Source organism: Streptomyces sp. NPDC006624 (genome assembly GCF_040611555.1).
Classification (GTDB): Bacteria; Actinomycetota; Actinomycetes; order Streptomycetales; family Streptomycetaceae; genus Streptomyces.
The window spans coordinates 57,232-76,113 of record NZ_JBEXOM010000013.1 but is presented as its reverse complement, the minus strand read 5'-3'; the positions used below and the strand labels follow the sequence as shown (position 1 = coordinate 76,113).

13 protein-coding genes and 1 pseudogene are annotated in these 18,882 nt (G+C 72.8%); 13 read left to right on the top strand and 1 reads right to left on the bottom strand.

The features are described 5' to 3' along the window. The first annotated feature begins 91 nt into the window (after positions 1 to 91). From ABZY20_RS23505 to ABZY20_RS23485, 5 genes and pseudogenes are all read left to right on the top strand, one after another. A complete protein-coding gene (locus ABZY20_RS23505) occupies positions 92 to 949 on the top strand; it encodes a type II secretion system F family protein (RefSeq protein WP_356443488.1) in 858 nt (285 codons plus the stop codon). Further along, a complete protein-coding gene (locus tag ABZY20_RS23500; protein WP_356443487.1) occupies positions 946 to 1,737 on the top strand; it encodes a type II secretion system F family protein in 792 nt (263 codons plus the stop codon). Before ABZY20_RS23505 ends, ABZY20_RS23500 begins: the two co-directional genes overlap by 4 nt. Positions 1,738 to 1,822: 85 nt before the next feature. Then, the gene (locus ABZY20_RS23495) at positions 1,823 to 2,032 is read left to right on the top strand and encodes a DUF4244 domain-containing protein (protein ID WP_356443486.1); all 210 of its coding nucleotides are present in this window, start codon (positions 1,823 to 1,825) and stop codon (positions 2,030 to 2,032) included. Then, positions 2,019 to 2,378 (top strand): TadE family type IV pilus minor pilin, encoded by a 360-nt coding sequence (locus ABZY20_RS23490; RefSeq protein ID WP_356443485.1) that lies wholly within the window; start codon positions 2,019 to 2,021, stop codon positions 2,376 to 2,378. Before ABZY20_RS23495 ends, ABZY20_RS23490 begins: the two co-directional genes overlap by 14 nt. Beyond that, positions 2,375 to 2,797 (top strand): annotated as a pseudogene (locus tag ABZY20_RS23485) (Rv3654c family TadE-like protein); the annotation flags it as partial. The gene ABZY20_RS23490 and the pseudogene ABZY20_RS23485, both read left to right, overlap by 4 nt. 127 nt (positions 2,798 to 2,924) lie before the next feature. Here ABZY20_RS23485 and ABZY20_RS23480 read toward each other — a convergent pair. Then, positions 2,925 to 5,435: a DEAD/DEAH box helicase gene (locus ABZY20_RS23480; RefSeq protein WP_356443484.1), complete on the bottom strand. Its 2,511-nt coding sequence runs from the start codon at positions 5,433 to 5,435 to the stop codon at positions 2,925 to 2,927. Between the two features lie 79 nt (positions 5,436 to 5,514). Here ABZY20_RS23480 and bldG point away from each other — a divergent pair, with 79 nt between their 5' ends. The 8 genes from bldG (at position 5,515) to tmk (ending at position 18,731) form a co-directional block, all read left to right on the top strand. Further along, positions 5,515 to 5,856, top strand: a complete 342-nt coding sequence (gene bldG, locus ABZY20_RS23475; RefSeq protein ID WP_003991900.1) for an anti-sigma factor antagonist BldG — start codon at positions 5,515 to 5,517, stop codon at positions 5,854 to 5,856. Positions 5,857 to 5,978: 122 nt separating this feature from the next. Next, positions 5,979 to 6,407, top strand: a complete 429-nt coding sequence (locus ABZY20_RS23470; RefSeq protein WP_356443483.1) for an ATP-binding protein — start codon at positions 5,979 to 5,981, stop codon at positions 6,405 to 6,407. A gap of 275 nt (positions 6,408 to 6,682) precedes the next feature. Beyond that, a complete protein-coding gene (locus ABZY20_RS23465; RefSeq protein ID WP_356443482.1) occupies positions 6,683 to 9,088 on the top strand; it encodes a sodium-translocating pyrophosphatase in 2,406 nt (801 codons plus the stop codon). 194 nt (positions 9,089 to 9,282) lie between these two features. Further along, positions 9,283 to 9,870: a small secreted protein gene (locus tag ABZY20_RS23460; protein ID WP_356443481.1), complete on the top strand. Its 588-nt coding sequence runs from the start codon at positions 9,283 to 9,285 to the stop codon at positions 9,868 to 9,870. 148 nt (positions 9,871 to 10,018) lie between these two features. Next, positions 10,019 to 11,548: a class I SAM-dependent methyltransferase gene (locus tag ABZY20_RS23455; protein WP_356443480.1), complete on the top strand. Its 1,530-nt coding sequence runs from the start codon at positions 10,019 to 10,021 to the stop codon at positions 11,546 to 11,548. A gap of 416 nt (positions 11,549 to 11,964) precedes the next feature. Continuing rightward, entirely contained in the window at positions 11,965 to 12,162 is a 198-nt protein-coding gene (locus ABZY20_RS23450) for a hypothetical protein (RefSeq protein ID WP_356443479.1), read from the top strand. Between the two features lie 245 nt (positions 12,163 to 12,407). Then, positions 12,408 to 15,239, top strand: coding sequence for a type I DNA topoisomerase (gene topA / locus ABZY20_RS23445; protein WP_356443478.1), 2,832 nt, complete (start codon positions 12,408 to 12,410; stop codon positions 15,237 to 15,239). A 198-nt stretch (positions 15,240 to 15,437) separates the two neighbouring features. Further along, positions 15,438 to 18,731, top strand: a complete 3,294-nt coding sequence (gene tmk, locus ABZY20_RS23440; RefSeq protein WP_356443477.1) for a dTMP kinase — start codon at positions 15,438 to 15,440, stop codon at positions 18,729 to 18,731. The last annotated feature ends 151 nt before the right edge of the window (positions 18,732 to 18,882 follow it).

Below are 18,882 nucleotides of genomic sequence, written 5' to 3'. Positions count from 1 at the left end.
GTGATGGGTGCCGGCGAAGCCCAGGGGTGAGGGGCGAGCAGTGCACTCGGTGGTGACGGCAGTGGACCAAGTGGCAAGGGGTGTGGCGGAGATGGCGACGAGTGTGGCTTTGGCGTCGTGCGCGGGGGCGGCCGTCTGGCTGCTGGGGGAGCGCAACTCGGCGGCTCGGCGGGCGCGTGCGCTGTTCGCCGGGGGTGGGGCCGCCGGGAGCGGGCCGCCCGGGTGGGGACGGCTGAGCGCGGAACTGCTGCGTGCGCGGGGGCGGTTGCGGGCCGAGTGGTTGGCGCTGCTGGGCGGGCTGGTGCTGGCGGTGCTCGGGGCGTCGGTGCTGCCGGTCGTGCTGGGGGCGGCCGGGGTGCCGTTGCTGCGGCGGGTCCGTCTCGCCGATCGGGTGCGGCGGGACCGGGAGCGACGGGCCGACACCGTGATCGCGCTGTGCGCGGTGCTCGCCGGGGAGGTGCGGGCCGGCCGCCAGCCGGGTGAGGCGCTGCTGCGGGCCGCGCGGGACTGTGGCGGGCTCGCCGACGCACAGGCGACGGTCCTGGCCGCGGCGCGGTTCGGCGGCGACGTGCCGGGCGCGCTCGCCACCGCCGCGCGGCAACCCGGCGCCGAGGGGCTGCGGGGACTCGCGGCGTGCTGGCGGGTGGCTGTGGACCAGGGCGCCGGACTCGCCGACGGACTCGACCGGCTGGCCGCGGCCCTGCGCTCCGAGCGGGATCAACGGTCGGATCTGCGCGCCCAGTTGGCGGGCGCCCGGGCCACGGCGGTGATGCTCGCCGGGCTGCCGGCCCTGGGGCTCCTCATCGGTACCGCCCTCGGCGCCGACCCTCTCCACGTTCTGCTGCACACCCCGGCCGGCCTGGGCTGTCTCGCCGCCGGGGGTCTGCTGGAGGGCCTGGGGCTGTGGTGGGTGCTGAGGATCGTGCGGGGCGCGGAGGCGGCGGCATGAGCGGAGAAGTTGTCCACAGGCTGGGGGTGGTCCTGGGGGTCGCGCCGGCCGTCGGCTGGTCGGTGCGGTGGCTGCAGGCGGCGCGGCGGCGCCGGAGGATGGCGCGCCGCCTGGCCGAGCTGCCGGTCGGCCAGGCGACCGCTCCTGTCCCGCGCCTCGCCCTGCGCGGGGCCGCGCGGACATGGACGGCTCCCGTGGCGGTGGCGTGTGCCGGGTGGGCGCTGGTCGACGGACTCGCCGGTGTGGTGGTGGCCGTGGCGGCCGCGGCCGGGATGTGGCGGTGGCAGCGCCGCCGGGTGGCAGCGGCCGGCACGGGACCCGGGGCGCCTGACCTCGCCGAGGCGGCACGCCAACTGCCCCTCGCCGCCGATCTGCTGGCGGCCTGCATCGCGGCGGGTGCCGGCCCGGTGGTCGCGGCACAGGCGGTCGGCGAAGCGCTGGGCGGACCGGTGGGCGACGCCCTGGCCCAGGGCGCGGCGGAGGTGCGGCTGGGAGGTGAACCCGGGTCGGCCTGGCGGAGGCTGGCCGCCGTCCCGGGAGCCGACGGCCTGGCCAGGCTCCTCGAACGGACGGATGTGTCCGGAGCACCCGCCGCCGTACCGGTCGCACGGCTCGCCGCCGAAGCCCGCGCCGACTGGGGTCGTGCCGCGACGGCCAAGGCTCGCCGCGCGGGCGTCACGGTCAGCGCGCCGGTCGGGCTGTGCTTCCTGCCCGCGTTCATCGCGGTCGGAGTGCTGCCCGTGGTGATCGGGCTCGCGGGTGGGGTGCTGGGAGGGGGTGGCGGCTAGGCGGCGTACGGGCGGGAGCAGATGAGCGGTGCAGGCAAGTGAGCGATGGACGACGGAAGTTCGGACTTTTCCCACGGGGGTCGAGATGTATCAGGTGGTGCGGGCACGGCTGCGTGCCCTGGTGTGCGGGGTGCGGGCGGCGCGGAGGGACGCGGGCATGGTCACCTCCGAGTACGCGATGGGGATCGTGGCGGCGGTGGCGTTCGCGGTGGTGCTCTACAAGGTCGTCACGAGTGGTCCGGTCAGCGCGGAGCTGCAGAGCATCGTGAAGGACGCCCTCAATGCGCGGATGTGACAGGGGCGCGGACCGGGGGTTCGTCACGGCGGAGTCGGCCGTGGTGCTGCCCGTGCTGGTGATGTTCGCCATGGCCCTGGTGTGGGGGTTGCTGGTGGTGGCCGCGCAGATCCAGTGCGTGGACGCGGCGCGGACGGGCGCCCGGGCGGCGGCCCGCCAGGACCCGCCGGGCGCGGTCGTACGGCTGGCCCGTGAGGCGGCACCTCCCGGAGCGGAGATCACCGTCAGCCGCGGCGCGGAGCTCGTGCGGGTGACCGTCGTGGCCCGGCCTCCGCTGCTGCGGGGACTGTCCTTCGACGTTCGTGAGGAGGCCGTGGCGTCGGTGGAGGAGGCGGTGGGGCGATGAGAGGCCCGGGACCGGCCGGGGATCAGCTGCGGGGATCGGGCGTGCGGGGCTGCCGGCGGGGTCCTTCACTGGACTCGTGCCGGGGGCCTCGCCGCCTCCTCTCCGACCGCGGGTCCGCCACCGTCTGGAGCGTCGGGGCGATCGCCGTGTTGTGCGTGGTGTTCGGGGTCGTCCTCGCCCTCGGGCAGGCCGTCGTGGTCCGGCACCGTGCGGCGGGTGGTGCGGACCTCGCCGCGCTCGCGGCGGCGGACCACTGGGCCGAGGGCGCCACGGCGGCCTGTGCGCGGGCGGGCCGGGTGGCCCGGGCCCAGGGCGTGCGGCTCGTGCGGTGCGAGGTCGACGGGGAGATCTCGGACGTGACGGCGGCGTCGGGACGGGGGCCGTTCACGGCGGAGGTGAGGGCACGGGCGGGACCGCCGACGAGCGTGACCGTGACGGGGCCCGCGACCGTGACGGGGCACGCGACCGTGACTGGGACAGGGCCTGCCACCGCCACCGCGATCGCCACCTCCGCCGCGATGCCGGGCGAGGTGCCGCCCGCGGAGGTCAGACCGACGGCCGGCCCTCCGGCACCTCCGGGTCTGCCTGCTCCTCCTGCTCCTCCTTCTCCTCCGGGGCGCCCTCCAGCAGCACCGTGAGGAGCCGGACCGCCCCCCTCTTGTGCAGCGGGTCGTTGCCGTTGCCGCACTTGGGTGACTGGATGCAGGACGGACAGCCGGCGTCGCACTCGCAGGAGGCGATGGCCTCGCGGGTGGCGGTCAGCCAGGTGCGGGCGGTGTGGAAGGCGCGCTCCGCGAAGCCCGCGCCCCCGGGGTGGCCGTCGTAGACGAAGACCGTGGGCAGGAGCGTGTCGGGGTGGAGCGGGATCGACACGCCGCCGATGTCCCAGCGGTCGCAGGTCGCGAAGAGCGGCAGCAGGCCGATCGAGGCGTGCTCGGCCGCGTGCAGGGAGCCGCCGAGGATCTCCGGGGTGATCCGGGCCCGGTCCAGCTGGTCCTCGGTGACGGTCCACCACACGGCCCGGGTGCGCAGCACGCGAGGAGGGAGGTCGAGTTTCGTCTCGCCCAGGACCTCACCGGTGATGAGCCGGCGGCGCAGGAAGGAGACGACCTGGTTGGTGACCTCGACGGAGCCGTAGCAGAGGCGGCCGTCGCCCCAGGGGATCTCGACGTCGGTCTCCAGGAGGGAGATGGACGTGGTGTCGCGGGCGACGGTGGAGTAGGGCGGGGCGGCCTCCTCGACGAGGGCGACGGAGTCCTCCAGGCTCAGTGACCGCACCAGGTAGGTGCGGCCCTGGTGGAGGTGGACGGCTCCCTCGTGGACCGTGGAGTGCGCGGCGCCCGCGTCGACCGTGCCGAGCAGCCGGCCCGTGCCGGACTCGACGACCTGCACCGGGCGCCCGCCCTCACCGCGGATGTCGGTCAGGTCGGCGGCCCGCTCGCGGCGGGTCCAGTGCCAGGCCCTGGTGCGGCGGCGCAGCAGCTTGGCGGCCTCCAGCTGGGGCAGCAGGCCCTCGCTGGCCGGTCCGAACAGGGCGAAGTCCTCGTCCGTCAAAGGCAGCTCCGCGGCCGCCGCGCACAGGTGCGGGGCGAGGACGTAGGGGTTGTCCGGGTCGAGGACGGTGGACTCGACGGGCTGGTCGAACAGGGCCTCGGGGTGGTGGACGAGGAAGGTGTCCAGGGGGTCGTCGCGGGCCACCAGGACGGCCAGGGCGCCCTGCCCGGCCCGTCCTGCCCGGCCGGCCTGCTGCCAGAGGGAGGCGCGTGTGCCCGGGTAGCCGGCGATGACGACCGCGTCGAGGCCGGAGATGTCGATGCCGAGTTCGAGGGCGTTCGTCGCCGCGAGTCCCAGGAGTTCACCCGAATGGATGGCTTGTTCGAGGGCGCGGCGCTCTTCCGGGAGGTAGCCGCCGCGGTAGGCCGCGACACGCCGGGACAGCGACCGGTCGATTTCGGCCAGCCGCTCCTGGGAGATCACGGAGATCAGTTCGGCGCCGCGCCGGGACCGGATGAAGGCGACCGAGCGCACGCCCTGCACGGTGAGGTCGGTGAGCAGGTCGGCGGCCTCGGCGGTGGCCGTGCGGCGGACGGGGGCGCCCTTCTCGCCCTGCAGTTCGGTCAGCGGCGGCTCCCACAGGGCGAACACCAGCTCTCCGCGCGGCGAGGCGTCGTCGGCGACCTCCACCACCGGCAGGCCGGTGAGGCGGCGGGCGGCCACCGCGGGCTCGGCGGCGGTCGCCGAGGCCAGCAGGAACACGGGCGAGGCGCCGTACCGGGCGCACAGGCGGCGGAGGCGGCGCAGCACCTGGGCGACGTGCGAGCCGAAGACGCCGCGGTAGGTGTGGCACTCGTCGATGACGACGTACTTCAGCGCCTTCAGGAAGGAGGACCAGCGGGCGTGGGACGGCAGGACGCCCCGGTGGAGCATGTCGGGATTGGCCAGCACGTAGTTGGCGTACTGGCGGATCCACTCGCGTTCCTCGAAGGGAGTGTCGCCGTCGTACACGGCCGCGCGCACCGAATGGCCCAACGGATGTGAAAGTTCCTTCACGGAGCGGCACTGGTCCGCCGCAAGGGCCTTCGTGGGGGCCAGGTAGAGGGCGGTCGCGCCCCGGCCGTTCGGTGCCTCGGCGCCGTCCAGGAGCGTGGACAGGACGGGCGCCAGGTAGGCGAGGGACTTGCCGGAGGCGGTGCCGGTGGCGACGACGACCGAGTCGCCGTCCAGGGCGTGCTCGGCGGCGCGGGCCTGGTGGGCCCAGGGATGCTCGATCCCCGCGGCCTGGACGGCCGCGACGACCTCGGTCCGGATCCGGTCCGGCCAGACGGCATGGCGACCCTCGCGCGGGGGCAAGTGCTCCGTATGAGTGATGCGCGAAGCCCTGCTCGGACCGGACGCGAGCCGGTCCAGGACCGCGCCCGGCGCGGGTCGGGAGGCAGGGTCCGTCGGAGGTCGATCGGATCGGTGATTCTTGGCCATCGGCACCGAGTGTGTCACTGGCGTGACGGACAATGGAGCCAAGGCGTCGTGCACGCCTGCCGGTAAGTGATTGAATGCCATCGCGGCTGGCGAAGCGTCCTAGGGCTGAAGCCGAGATGCCCCGAGGGCGACCGCTCGATAGCTAGGTGCTGGAGGATCCGTGGACCTGTCCCTGTCGACCGAGACCATGGGCGATCGCACGATCGTCAGGGTCGGTGGCGAAATCGACGTATATACCGCGCCCAAGCTGCGCGAGCAGTTGGTCGAGCTGGTGAACGACGGCAGTTTCCACCTTGTCGTCGACATGGAGGGCGTGGACTTCCTCGACTCCACCGGACTCGGCGTACTGGTCGGCGGCCTGAAGCGCGTGCGAGCCCATGAGGGCTCCCTGCGCCTGGTCTGCAACCAGGAGCGCATTCTGAAGATCTTCCGCATCACCGGCCTCACCAAGGTGTTCCCGATTCACACCTCGGTCGAGGAAGCGGTTGCGGCCACCGACTGACACCGGTCCCGGGCCCCATGCCCGGGCCGGCCGATGTCCGGAAGAAGCGAAGACCGAGGGGGCCTGGGCTTTCGGCGGCCCGGAGCCCCTCGACCGCACGCCCTAAGTTGCGAGGGGGATGCATGGCGACCGTTGAGCTCCGCTTCAGCGCGCTGCCCGAGCACGTCAGAACCGCCCGGCTGGTGGCGGCAGCGGTGGCGCGCAGGGCCGGAGTGGAGGAGGCCGTCCTCGACGAGGTCAGGCTCGCCGTCGGCGAGGCGTGCACCCGGGCCGTCGGACTGCATCAGACGGGTGGGATCTCGGCACCGGTGAAGGTGCTGCTGATCGAGGAGGAGAAGCAGTTCTCCATCGAGGTCGGCGACGAAGCCCCGCACGCGGTCCCGGGCGAGCGCGCGTCAGGCGCCGGCGCCGACGGGGAAGCCGAGGAGGACGAGATGGGCCTCGCCGTCATCAGCGGCCTCGTCGACGACGTCGAAGTCAGCGCGGGGGAGCACGGCGGATCGATCAAGATGACCTGGCCCACCACGCCGCCGCCGACCATCCTGGTCTGAACAGGCCACCGCGCACAGCGCCACCGACCGAAGGGCCCCACCCGTGGGGCCCTTCGGCGTGTGCGGGTGTCAGTGCTCGCCTCTACAGTGGTTGCTGAGCCGTTCATCGCGTGAATTCGTTCACGATCATTCGCGCGATCCACAACGGCTCCGGAATGCTTTCAGAGCATTACGTCCGAAGGCTAATTCCGTTTATCGCGCTCTGTTTTGATCTGGTTCCGGTACCTACAATCCCGTCCACATCTTGAGCTCAGCCCAAGCGTCAAGGAGGACGAATGGCGGGGCTTTTCATCTCACAAGAGTCGGGCCACCCCACAGACCTCGCAGCCGCCGTACTGACCGATGGCAACCGCGTCCTCGTCGTGGTCATCGCCGTCGTCGCGCTGGCGGCACTGGCGGTCGCGGGCGTCCTGGTGCGCCAGGTACTCGCGGCCGGCGAGGGCACCGACAGCATGAAGAAGATCGCGGCGGCGGTCCAGGAAGGCGCGAACGCCTATCTGGCACGACAGCTGCGCACGCTCGGCGTATTCGCCGTGGTCGTGTTCTTCCTGCTCATGCTGCTGCCCGCGGACGACTGGAATCAGCGTGCCGGACGGTCGGTGTTCTTCCTGATCGGAGCGGCGTTCTCGGCGGCCACCGGTTATATCGGTATGTGGCTCGCCGTCCGCAGCAATGTGCGCGTCGCCGCGGCGGCGCGCGAGGCCACCCCGGCGGAAGGCGAGCCGGAAAAGGATCTGACCAGCGTCTCCCACAAGGCGATGAAGATCGCATTTCGCACGGGCGGCGTGGTCGGTATGTTCACCGTCGGTCTCGGCCTGCTCGGCGCCGCCTGCGTCGTGCTGGTCTACGCGGCCGACGCGCCGAAGGTGCTGGAGGGTTTCGGTCTCGGGGCCGCGCTGATCGCGATGTTCATGCGAGTCGGCGGCGGCATCTTCACCAAGGCCGCCGACGTCGGCGCCGACCTGGTCGGCAAGGTCGAACAGGGCATTCCGGAGGACGATCCGCGCAATGCCGCGACCATCGCCGACAACGTGGGCGACAACGTCGGCGACTGCGCGGGCATGGCGGCCGACCTCTTCGAGTCGTACGCCGTGACCCTGGTCGCCGCGCTGATCCTGGGCTCGGCGGCCTTCGGCGACGCGGGGCTCGGCTTCCCGCTGCTCGTGCCGGCGATCGGTGTGATCACGGCGATGATCGGCATCTTCGCGGTGGCGCCGAGGCGCTCCGACCGCAGCGGCATGAGCGCCATCAACCGCGGGTTCTTCATCTCCGCGGTGATCTCGCTCGCACTGGTGGCGGTCGCCGTCTTCGTCTACCTGCCCGGGAAGTACTCCGAGCTGGACGGTGTGACCGACGCGGCCATCCAGGGCAAGGACGGCGATCCGCGGATCCTCGCGCTCGTCGCGGTGGCCATCGGCATCGTGCTCGCGGCCGTGATCCAGCAACTGACGGGCTACTTCACCGAGACCACCCGCCGGCCCGTCCGGGACATCGGCAAGACCTCGCTCACCGGCCCGGCCACGGTCGTCCTCGCCGGTATCTCCGTCGGTCTCGAATCCGCCGTCTACACGGCCCTGTTGATCGGTCTCGGCGTGTACGGGGCGTTCCTGCTCGGCGGCACGTCGATCATGCTGGCGCTGTTCGCGGTGGCGCTGGCCGGCACCGGCCTGCTCACCACGGTCGGTGTGATCGTCGCGATGGACACCTTCGGGCCGGTCTCGGACAACGCGCAGGGCATCGCCGAGATGTCCGGTGACGTCGAGGGCGCGGGCGCGCAGGTGCTCACCAACCTGGACGCGGTCGGCAACACCACCAAGGCCATCACCAAGGGCATCGCGATCGCCACGGCCGTGCTCGCGGCGGCGGCGCTGTTCGGGTCGTACCGGGACGCGATCATCACCGGTGCACAGGACGTGGGCGAGAAGCTCAGCGGCGAAGGCGCCCCGATGAGCCTGATGATGGACATCTCGCAGCCCAACAACCTCGTGGGGCTCATCGCGGGCGCGGCGGTCGTCTTCCTCTTCTCGGGGCTGGCGATCAACGCCGTGTCGCGGTCGGCGGGTGCCGTGGTCTTCGAGGTGCGGCGGCAGTTCCGCGAGAAGCCCGGGATCATGGACTACAGCGAGAAGCCGGAGTACGGCAAGGTCGTCGACATCTGCACCAAGGACGCCTTGCGCGAGCTGGCCACGCCGGGTCTGCTGGCCGTGATGGCGCCCATCTTCATCGGGTTCACGCTCGGGGTCGGACCGCTCGGCGCGTATCTGGCGGGCGCGATCGGCGCGGGCACGCTGATGGCGGTGTTCCTGGCCAACTCCGGTGGCGCCTGGGACAACGCCAAGAAGCTCGTCGAGGACGGCCACCACGGCGGCAAGGGCAGCGAGGCGCACGCGGCGACCGTGATCGGCGACACGGTCGGCGACCCCTTCAAGGACACCGCGGGTCCCGCGATCAACCCGCTGCTGAAGGTCATGAACCTGGTGTCGCTGCTGATCGCGCCCGCGGTGATCAAGTTCTCCTACGGCCCGGACAAGAGCGTGGGGGTGCGCATCCTGATCGCGGCCCTGGCGCTCCTGGTGATCGTCGGAGCGGTGTACGTGTCAAAGCGGCGCGGAATCGCCATGGGTGACGAGGACAACGCCGGTTCCGAGCCCAAGTCGGCTGATCCGGCGGTGGTTTCGTAGGGAGGTCCTCCGGGCCCTGGCTCAAGGTGCGGGCGGGCGGCGCGTGTTGTGCGCCGCCCGCCCGCTCCGCTGTCTGGACGCCGTCTCATCGTGAGCCTTCTCTCGCTTGGTGCAAAAGGTTACAAAAGGGTCTTATTAGACGCCCGGCGTGCGGTTGTCGTGCATCTGGCGTGTATGTTCCGGGGCCGAGAGCCATGGAAGGGACCAAACCGGTGAACAAGAAGCTCGCGGCCGCACTGTCCGGCGGTGCGGTACTGGTACTGGCGCTGTCGGGTTGCGGCGGCGACGACAACGAGAAGCTGGACTCCTGGGCCAAGCAGGTCTGCGACGCCGTGCAGCCGCAGGCGAAGAAGATCGAGTCGGCCAATGCCGCGATCCAGAAGGAGACCTCGGACAACAGCACGCCGAAGGACGTCCAGAAGACCGACGCGAAGGCCTTCCAGGACATGTCCGACGCCTACAAGGCGATCGGCAGCGCGGTCTCCAAGGCCGGGGCGCCCGACGTCGAGAACGGTGAGAAGAAGCAGCAGGACGCCGTCAAGGAGCTCAACTCGATCTCCGCGTCGTACGCCGACCTCAAGAAGCAGGTGGACGACCTCGACACCAAGGACCAGGGCAAGTTCGCCGACGGCCTCAAGGACATCGCCACCGAGCTGGACAAGCTGAGCCAGAGCGGCAACGACGCGCTGCGGAACCTGGAGGAGGGCGAGGTCGGCCAGGCCATGGCCCGCCAGTCGAGCTGCAAGGCGGCCACCGGCTCCGCGGGGGCCACACAGAGCTGACCGGCACCGCGCCCCGCGCCACAGCCGCCACCCGTTCCGAACGGTGTGGCGGCTGAGCCGTATGTGACGGGTGAGGCGAGCGGCAGGGCGTGCCGGAGACGCCGGTGCGGACGCGTGCGGGAGGGGGTCCGGCGGCCACAATGGGGGCGTGAGTAACGCCAGCCAGTCACCCGTGCCCCCGCTGCCCGCCCCCGACCGCCCCGACGTCGCCGCCCGGCTCAGGGACGCCCTGCTCGCGGCCTCCTTCACCGCCGACGGCCTGCTCGACCTGCTCGGAGCCCCCGCGTACGCCGCGCTGGCCCGCAGTGAGATCGTGCCCGCGCTCCGGGCGACCCGCGGGGACACGCCGCTGGAGATGCTCGTGCGGCTGTTCCTGCTGCAGCAGCCCGTGCCGCACGCGCGCGTGGCGGACGTCCTGCCCGTCGACGCGTGCCTGGAGAGCGGGTGGCTGACCCGTTCCGGCCAGGACGAACTCGCCGCGACGGTGGACGTACGGCCCTACGGCGGGCCGGGCGGCGAGGACTGGTTCATCGTGTCGGACCTGGGCTGCGCGGTCGGCGGCGCCGGCGGGATCGGCCGGCGGGACGAAGGAGTCGTCCTCGGGGTCGGCGGCGCCTCCATGACCCTCGCCGGCATCACCGTCCGTACGCCCGTCGCGGCCGCGCTCGATCTCGGCACCGGCTCCGGCATCCAGGCGCTGCACGCCACGCGGCACGCCACCCGAGTGACGGCCACCGACCTCAACCCGCGCGCCCTGCACATCACCGCGCTGACGCTGGCGCTGTCCGGCGCCCCGGCGGCCGATCTGCGCCAGGGCTCCCTCTTCGAGCCGGTCCGGGCCGACGAGACGTACGACCTGATCGTCTCCAACCCGCCGTTCGTGATCTCGCCCGGTGCCCGGCTCACCTACCGCGACGGCGGAATGAGCGGGGACGATCTGTGCCGCACGCTCGTTCAGCAGGCGGGGGAGCGGCTGAACGAGGGCGGGTTCGCGCAGTTCCTCGCCAACTGGCAGCACGTGGAAGGGGAGGACTGGCAGGACAGACTCAGGTCGTGGGTGCCCCGCGGCTGCGACGCGTGGATCGTGCAGCGCGAGGTGCAGGACGTCCATCAGTACGCCGAGCTGTGGCTGCGGGACGCGGGTGACCACCGCGAGGACGTGGCGGAGTACCAGGCGCGGTACGACGCATGGCTCGACGAGTTCGAGGCGCGCAAGGTGAGGGCCGTCGGCTTCGGCTGGATCACCCTGCGCAGGACGGGCGCCGCCGTGCCCTCCGTCACCGTGGAGGAATGGCCCCACCCGGTCGAGCAGCCGCTCGGGGAGACCATCCGCCACCACTTCGACCGGCTCGACTACCTGCGCACCCACGACGACGCCGCCCTGCTCGAAGGGCACTTCCGGCTGGCCGCCGAGATCGTCCAGGAGCAGGTCGGGCTGCCCGGCGCGGAGGACCCCGAGCATGTCGTGCTGCGCCAGAACCGCGGCATGCGCCGGGCCACCCGGGTGGACACCGTCGGAGCGGGCTTCGCCGGGGTGTGCGACGGCACGATGAGCGCGGGCCGCATCCTCGACGCCATCGCCCAGCTGGTCGGCGAGGACCCGGTGCTGCTGCGCGACCGCACCCCGGCCCAGATCCGGCTGCTGGTGGAACAGGGCTTCCTGGAGCCGGCGGGCTGAGGCGGCGGGCCGAGGCGGCGGGCTGAGGCGGCGGGCCGAGGCGGCGGGCTGAGGCGGCGGGCCGAGGCGGCGGGCTGAGGGAGCCGGCTGAGGCGGAGCGCTGGGTGGGGGAGCGTCGGGGGCCGTGTGCCTGTGTGCCCCACCCCGCCTCACGAGAGCCCCCTCCCGCCCTGCCCGGTCCCGGCTCGGGGGCATCCGCGCATCCCCGGCCCCGAAGGCACCCCCCCGAAACACACGGCCAATAATTTCGAGTCGTTTTGGACACCTCGTCCGGAACGGGTCGGGGCGGCCCGGATCCCTTGATCCACTGACTGGTCGGCCCGGCGTTCACCCAGGGTTCTCCTGCCCGCCGCCCACGCGTGTCAGCCTCCCGGGGCTGGGGATGCGCGGACGGATGAAGAGGGGCGCGGCGAGTCATGGAGACCGAACCGGCGATCTTCGCGGGAGTGGTGTTCTCCCTGTTCGGGGGCGGACTGCTGGCCTGGACGGTGACCCGTGTGCGTCAGCACCGGCCGGTCGCCGAAGGTGTGAGGCCGGTCGCATCGGCGACGGCCGCGGGCGTCGTCGCGGTGCTCGCGCTGGCAGCCGGAACCTGGTGCCTCACCCGCCTGTGAAGCGCGCGGCGCGACGCTTCCGGGAGTAAGCGGTAGGTCGCACTCCGCAAGGGAGGCGGCGAGCTCCGGGCACTCCGGGCGGCAGGAATGGTGGTAGTCGGGTTACCGTTCGAGTGGCCGTTGCGGGCTTTTCCCGTTTGACACGGGGGCGGGCTGTACCGTCACACTCCGCAGCGTCACCACCACCCAGCCCCGGTACAGCGACCCCGGGGAGGCCCCAGCGTCGACCGGAGAGAAGAGCGAAGTTGTCCCCGACCAGCGAGACCGCGAAGGGCGGCCGCCGACTCGTCATCGTCGAGTCGCCTGCCAAGGCGAAGACGATCAAGGGCTATCTCGGCCCCGGATACACCGTCGAGGCGAGCGTCGGGCACATCCGCGACCTTCCCAACGGCGCCGCCGAGGTGCCCGAGAAGTACACCGGCGAGGTCCGCCGGCTCGGTGTGGACGTCGAACACGACTTCCAGCCGATCTATGTGGTCAACGCCGACAAGAAGGCACAGGTCAAGAAGCTCAAGGACCTGCTGAAGGAATCCGACGAGCTCTTCCTCGCCACCGATGAGGACCGCGAGGGCGAGGCCATCGCCTGGCACCTGCAGGAGGTGCTCAAGCCCAAGGTCCCGGTCAAGCGGATGGTCTTCCACGAGATCACCAAGGCCGCGATCCAGGCCGCCGTGGCCAACCCGCGCCAGCTCAACCAGAAGCTCGTCGACGCCCAGGAGACCCGCCGCATCCTCGACCGCCTCTACGGCTACGAGGTCTCGCCGGTCCTGTGGAAGAAGGTCATGCCGCGGCTGTCCGCGGGCCGTGTCCAGTCGGTCGCCACCCGTCTCGTCGTGGAACGGGAACGCGAGCGCATCGCCTTTCGTTCGGCTGAGTACTGGGACCTGACGGGCACCTTCGCGACCGGCCGCGCCGGAGACCTGTCGGACCCGTCGTCGCTGGTCGCGCGCCTGCAGACCGTCGACGGCAGGCGGGTCGCGCAGGGCCGCGACTTCGACTCCCTGGGACAACTGAAGAGCGCGAACACCCTCCACCTCGACGAGGCGAACGCCCGCGCCCTGGCCGCCGCCCTGGACCAGACCCGGTTCGCCGTCCGCTCCGTCGAGTCCAAGCCCTACCGCCGCTCGCCGTACGCCCCGTTCCGTACGACGACGCTGCAGCAGGAGGCCAGCCGCAAGCTCGGCTTCGGCGCGAAGGCCACGATGCAGATCGCGCAGAAGCTGTATGAGAACGGCTACATCACGTACATGCGTACGGACTCCACGACCCTGAGCGAGACGGCGGTCACCGCCGCCCGCGCCCAGGTCACCCAGCTGTACGGCGCCGACTACCTGCCGCCGCAGCCGAGGACGTACGCCGGGAAGGTCAAGAACGCGCAGGAGGCCCACGAGGCGATCCGCCCCTCGGGTGATCGTTTCCGCACTCCCGCCGAGACCGGACTGACCGGCGACCAGTTCAAGCTGTACGAGCTGATCTGGAAGCGGACCGTCGCCTCCCAGATGAAGGACGCCACCGGCAACAGCGTCACGGTGAAGATCGGCGGCACGGCGGCCGACGGCCGGGACGTCGAGTTCAGCGCGTCCGGCAAGACGATCACCTTCCACGGCTTCCTGAAGGCCTATGTGGAGGGCGCCGACGACCCGAACGCCGAGCTGGACGACCGCGAGCGCCGGCTGCCGCAGGTCTCCGAGGGCGACGCCCTGAGCGCCGAGGAGATCACGGTCGACGGGCACGCCACCAAGCCCCCGGCCCGCTACACCGAGGCCTCCCTGGTCAAGGAGCTCGAAGAGCGCGAGATCGGCCGCCCCTCGACGTACGCGTCGATCATCGGCACGATCCTGGACCGCGGCTACGTGTTCAAGAAGGGCACGGCCCTGGTGCCGTCCTTCCTGTCCTTCGCCGTGGTCAACCTCCTGGAGAAGCACTTCGGGCGGCTCGTCGACTACGACTTCACCGCCAAGATGGAGGACGACCTCGACCGCATCGCCCGCGGTGAGGCGCAGGCCGTGCCGTGGCTCAAGCGGTTCTACTTCGGCGAGGCCAACGGCATCGGCGGCGCGGCGGAAGCCGGCAACGGCGACGGGGACCACCTCGGCGGCCTCAAGGAACTGGTGACGGACCTGGGCGCGATCGACGCGCGCGAGGTGTCGTCGTTCCCGGTGGGCAACGGCATCGTGCTGCGGGTCGGGCGCTACGGCCCGTACATCGAGCGCGGCGAGAAGGACACCGAGCAGCACCAGCGCGCGGACATCCCGGACGACCTCGCGCCGGACGAGCTGACCGTGGAGCTGGCCGAGGAACTGCTGGCCAAGCCCAGCGGCGACTTCGAGCTGGGCACCGACCCGGCCACCGGCCACACCATCGTCGCCAAGGACGGCCGCTACGGCCCGTACGTGACGGAGATCCTCCCCGAGGGCACCCCGAAGACGGGCAAGAACGCGGTCAAGCCGCGCACGGCGTCCCTGTTCAAGTCGATGGCCCTGGACACCGTCACCCTCGACGACGCCCTGAAGCTGATGTCGCTGCCGCGGGTCGTCGGCACGGACGCCGAGGGCCAGGAGATCACCGCGCAGAACGGCCGCTACGGCCCGTACCTGAAGAAGGGGACGGACTCGCGGTCGCTGCAGTCCGAGGAGCAGCTCTTCACGATCACGCTGGAGGAGGCGCTGGCGATCTACGCCCAGCCCAAGCAGCGTGGCCGGGCCGCCGCCAAGCCGCCGCTGAAGGAGCTGGGCACGGACCCGGTCAGCGAGAAGCCGGTCGTGGTCAAGGACGGCCGCTTCGGCCCGTACGTCACCGACGGGGAGACGAACGCGACCCTGCGCTCCGGCGACAGCGTCGAGACCATCACCCCCGAGCGCGGCTTCGAGCTGCTCGCCGAGAAGCGCGCCAAGGCGCCGGCGAAGAAGACCGCGAAGAAGGCGGCCAAGAAGGCCCCGGCGAAGAAGGCCACGACGGCCAAGAAGGCCGCGGCGAAGAAGACCACGACCGCGAAGAAGACGACGGCGAAGAAGACCGCCACCGCGAAGAAGACGGCCGCCAAGACGGCGACCGCCTCGAAGTCGGCGGAGGACTGAGCCCGTTCGGGATCCCGCCCGGGTGCTTGTGAGGCCCCGAGCGGACCCGACGAGAGTCCGTCGAGGGGCCGGGCCGTCAAGGTCCGGACCTTCGCCGAGGTTTGGAAAGCGAACGCCCCGGCAACACTTCGGTGTCGGGGCGTGCGCATGTCAGACCGGGCATCCCGGGGTGTGGGTGGCGCCCGATAGGCTGAACGCATGACGCGAGCCGAGCATCCTACGGCCCCTCAGCCGGCCCCCGACGACGCCCTGGTCGCGGACTCCCGCGAGCGCGCCGTCCGCGCCCTGCTGCGCCGACCGCAGCTGAAACGGTTGTGGAGCGCACAGCTCGTGGGCGGTGTGGGGGACACCCTCGCCCTCCTCGTGCTGGTCCTCCTCGCTGTTCAGGCAGCTGTCGCCGAAGGCTCGTTCGGGGGCGGTTACCGGGGCGTGGCGTTCGCAGTGGCGACCGTTTTCGGGGTGCGCGTCCTCGCGACGCTGCTGTTCGGTGCCGTGCTCCTCGGCCCGCTCACGGCGCTCACCTCGCAGGACGGCCCCCTCGACCGGCGCTGGACCATGGTCGGCGCGGACGGGCTGCGCGCGGCGCTGCTCATCGTCGCGCCGCTGTGGATCGACTGGACGCCCGAGGACGCGCCGGCCGTCCTGCTCGTCACGGTCTTCGTGATGGGAGTGGCCGAGCGGTTCTGGACGGTGTGCAGGGAGAGCGCGGCTCCCGCGCTGCTGCCCGCCCCGCCTCCGGAGGGCGCGACGGTCCGCCCGCTGCCCGACCACATGGACGCCCTGCGCCGGCTGTCGCTGCGCACCGGCTTCGTGGCGATTCCCCTCGGCGCCGTCGTGCTCGTCGTCGCGTCCCTGTTCAACAACCTGCTGGGCGCCGGCATCGACTGGTTCGGCCAGCACCAGGCGGCCCTCGCCTCCTACGTCGCGGCCGGACTGTTCGCCGCGTCCCTGTCGGTGCTGACCTTCCTGGAACTGCCCGGCACGCGCACGCCCCGCGCGCGCTCGCCGCTCGAGGGCCTGCGCCGCCCGAAGACCGGCACCGGCGCCGACAAGGGCCGGACCGGCGCGATGACGCTGCTCGTGCTGGCGTGCGCCGCCGTCGCCTCGGCGGTCTCCGCCGCCGTGGCCGTGGCCGTGCTGCACGCCAAGGACCTGGGCGGTGGCCCGGTGCTCTTCGGGCTGTTCGCCGGGGCGCTGACCGGCGGTGTCGTGGTCGGCATACGGACGGCGCCCGCCCTGCTGCCCGCCCTGTCGCGGCGCCGGCTGCTCGCCCTGACGATCGCCTTCACAGGGGTCGCCCTGCTGGCCGCCGGGCTGGTCCCGGACGTCACGAGCGTGCTGCTGATCCTGGGCCTGGCCGGTGCCGGCGCGGGCCTGTCCGCCAACATCGGGCACACCCTGCTCGACCAGGAGACCGAGGAGTACCGGCGGCCCCGTACGACGGAGCACCTGCACGCGGTCGTCCGGGTCGGCGTGGCGCTCGCCGCCGTGACCGCCCCGCTGGTCGCCGCGGCGATCGGACCGCACCGGCTGGAGAGCGGCAAGTTCGTCTTCGCACACGGCGGCGCCGCCTTCACGCTGATGCTGGCCGGCGCCCTGCTGCTGCCGGTCGCCGCGCTGGTGCTGGCCAAGGTCGACGACCGTTCCGGTGTGCCGCTGCGCCAGGACCTGAAGGACGCGCTGCTGCGCGGCGACGACCCCGAGCAGGCGCCCGCGGCCACCGGCTTCTTCATCGCCCTGGAGGGCGGCGACGGGGCCGGCAAGTCCACGCAGGCCGAGGCGCTCGCCGAGTGGATCCGCGCCAAGGGCCACGAGGTCGTGCTGACCCGTGAGCCGGGGGCCACGCCGGTGGGCAAGCGGCTGCGGTCCATCCTGCTCGACGTGTCGAGCGCGGGCCTGTCCCACCGCGCCGAGGCGCTGCTCTACGCGGCCGACCGGGCCGAGCACATCGACACCGTCGTACGCCCCGCCCTGGAGCGCGGCGCGGTGGTCATCTCCGACCGGTACATCGACTCGTCCGTGGCCTACCAGGGCGCGGGCCGCGATCTGTCGCCCACCGAGATCGCCCGGATCAACCGCTGGGCGACGAACGGGCTGGTGCCGCACCTGACCGTGCTGCTGGACGTCGACCCGGAGACCGCGCGCGAACGGTTCACCGAGGCGCCCGACCGGCTGGAGTCCGAGCCCGCCGAGTTCCACGCGCGCGTGCGGGCCGGTTTCCTGACCCTGGCCGCCGCCGACGCCGGACGCTACCTGGTGGTGGACGCCGGCCAGGAGCCCGAGGCCGTCACGACGGTCGTCCGGCACCGGCTGGACCAGGTGCTGCCGCTGTCCGAGGCCGAGATCCAGGCCCGCGAGGAGGCCCGGCGGAAGGCCGAGGAGGAGGCCCGCCGCAAGGCCGAGGAAGAGGCCGCCCGCAAGGCCGAGGAGGAGCGCCTGGAGCGCGAGCGCCAGGAGCAGCTGGCCAAGCTGCGCGCCGAGGAGGAGGAGCGCAAGCGGCGCGAGCTGGAGGAGGCCCAGCGGCGCGAGGCCGAGCGGCAGGCGGAGGAGGCCCGGCGCCGGGCCGAGGAGGCGCGCAGGAAGGCCGAGGAGGAGCGGGCCCGGCTCCTCGCCGAGGAGAAGGCCCGCGCCGAGGAGGAGGCCCGCCGCAAGGCGGAGGAGGAGCGCCGGCGCAAGCAGCAGGAGGAGGAGGCCCGGCTGCGGGCCGAGGCCGAGGCGCTCCGCCTGGAGAAGCAGCGCAAGGCCGAGGAGGCGCTGCTGCGGGCCGAGGAGGCGCGGCGGCTCGCCGAGGCGGCGGCCGCGGCGGCGGAGGCGGGACCGAAGGCTTCCCCCACGCGGGGCGGCTCCGGTCCGGCGGCTGCCCGGCCGCAGGACGCGGCGACCGTGCCGACGCCCGTGGTCACCCCGGACGGCGCCCCGGGGCGCTCCTCCGACGAGACGACCGTGCTGCGGCCGGTGCGGGACGACGACAACGCCTCCGGGCGCGGCCGGAACGCCGGCGCGTCCGAGGCCGAGGTGACGGCCCAGCTGCCGAAGCCGCCGGTACCGCCGGTTCCGCCGGGTCCGGGGGAGGAGACCGAGGTGCTGCCGCCGGTCCGCCCCGGGGCCGGGGAGGAGACCGAGGTGCTGCCCCAGGTGCCCTCCGGGGCAGCGGACGAGACGGCCGTGCTGCCGCCCGTCCGCCCGGGGGACGCCGAGGAGACGGCGGTCCTGCCGCCCGTACGCGGTGACGGGCCGGCGGACCGGGTGCCGCCCGGCTCCTTCCGGGACGCCGAGCGGCCCGCCCCGGCCGACGGCGAGGACCGCACGCGGGAGCTGCCCCAGGTGGACGCCGAGGAAGCGCCGCGCCGCCGCCGGTCCGACTGGGCCGAGGAGACGCCGCTGGACGATCTGCCGTCCCTTGCGGACGAACTCCTCGGGCCGCGCGACGACGAGCCGGACGAGGGGCGCGGACGCCGCGGCAGGGGCGGCAGGGGCGGCCGGGGCCGCTGAGGCCCCCGACGGCCCCGCACAGGGGAAGGCCCACGAGGCGGGCCCGGACCGACCCGGTCCGGGCCCGCCCGCGTGCGCGGGGGAACCGGTTCCGGTGAGGGGCGGGCCGCCGCGGTGGCCGCCCGCCGGTCCGGCACTGCCGGTGCCCACC

Bases quoted from the DNA above. Each gene is read 5' to 3' on its own strand.
- ABZY20_RS23505 (WP_356443488.1), top strand. From the start codon at position 92: ATGGCGACGAGTGTGGCTTTGGCGTCGTGCGCGGGGGCGGCCGTCTGG.
- ABZY20_RS23500 (WP_356443487.1), top strand. From the start codon at position 946: ATGAGCGGAGAAGTTGTCCACAGGCTGGGGGTGGTCCTGGGGGTCGCG.
- ABZY20_RS23495 (WP_356443486.1), top strand. From the start codon at position 1,823: ATGTATCAGGTGGTGCGGGCACGGCTGCGTGCCCTGGTGTGCGGGGTG.
- ABZY20_RS23490 (WP_356443485.1), top strand. From the start codon at position 2,019: ATGCGCGGATGTGACAGGGGCGCGGACCGGGGGTTCGTCACGGCGGAG.
- ABZY20_RS23480 (WP_356443484.1), bottom strand. From the start codon at position 5,435: ATGGCATTCAATCACTTACCGGCAGGCGTGCACGACGCCTTGGCTCCA.
- ABZY20_RS23470 (WP_356443483.1), top strand. From the start codon at position 5,979: ATGGCGACCGTTGAGCTCCGCTTCAGCGCGCTGCCCGAGCACGTCAGA.
- ABZY20_RS23465 (WP_356443482.1), top strand. From the start codon at position 6,683: ATGGCGGGGCTTTTCATCTCACAAGAGTCGGGCCACCCCACAGACCTC.
- ABZY20_RS23460 (WP_356443481.1), top strand. From the start codon at position 9,283: ATGGAAGGGACCAAACCGGTGAACAAGAAGCTCGCGGCCGCACTGTCC.
- ABZY20_RS23450 (WP_356443479.1), top strand. From the start codon at position 11,965: ATGGAGACCGAACCGGCGATCTTCGCGGGAGTGGTGTTCTCCCTGTTC.
- tmk (WP_356443477.1), top strand. From the start codon at position 15,438: ATGACGCGAGCCGAGCATCCTACGGCCCCTCAGCCGGCCCCCGACGAC.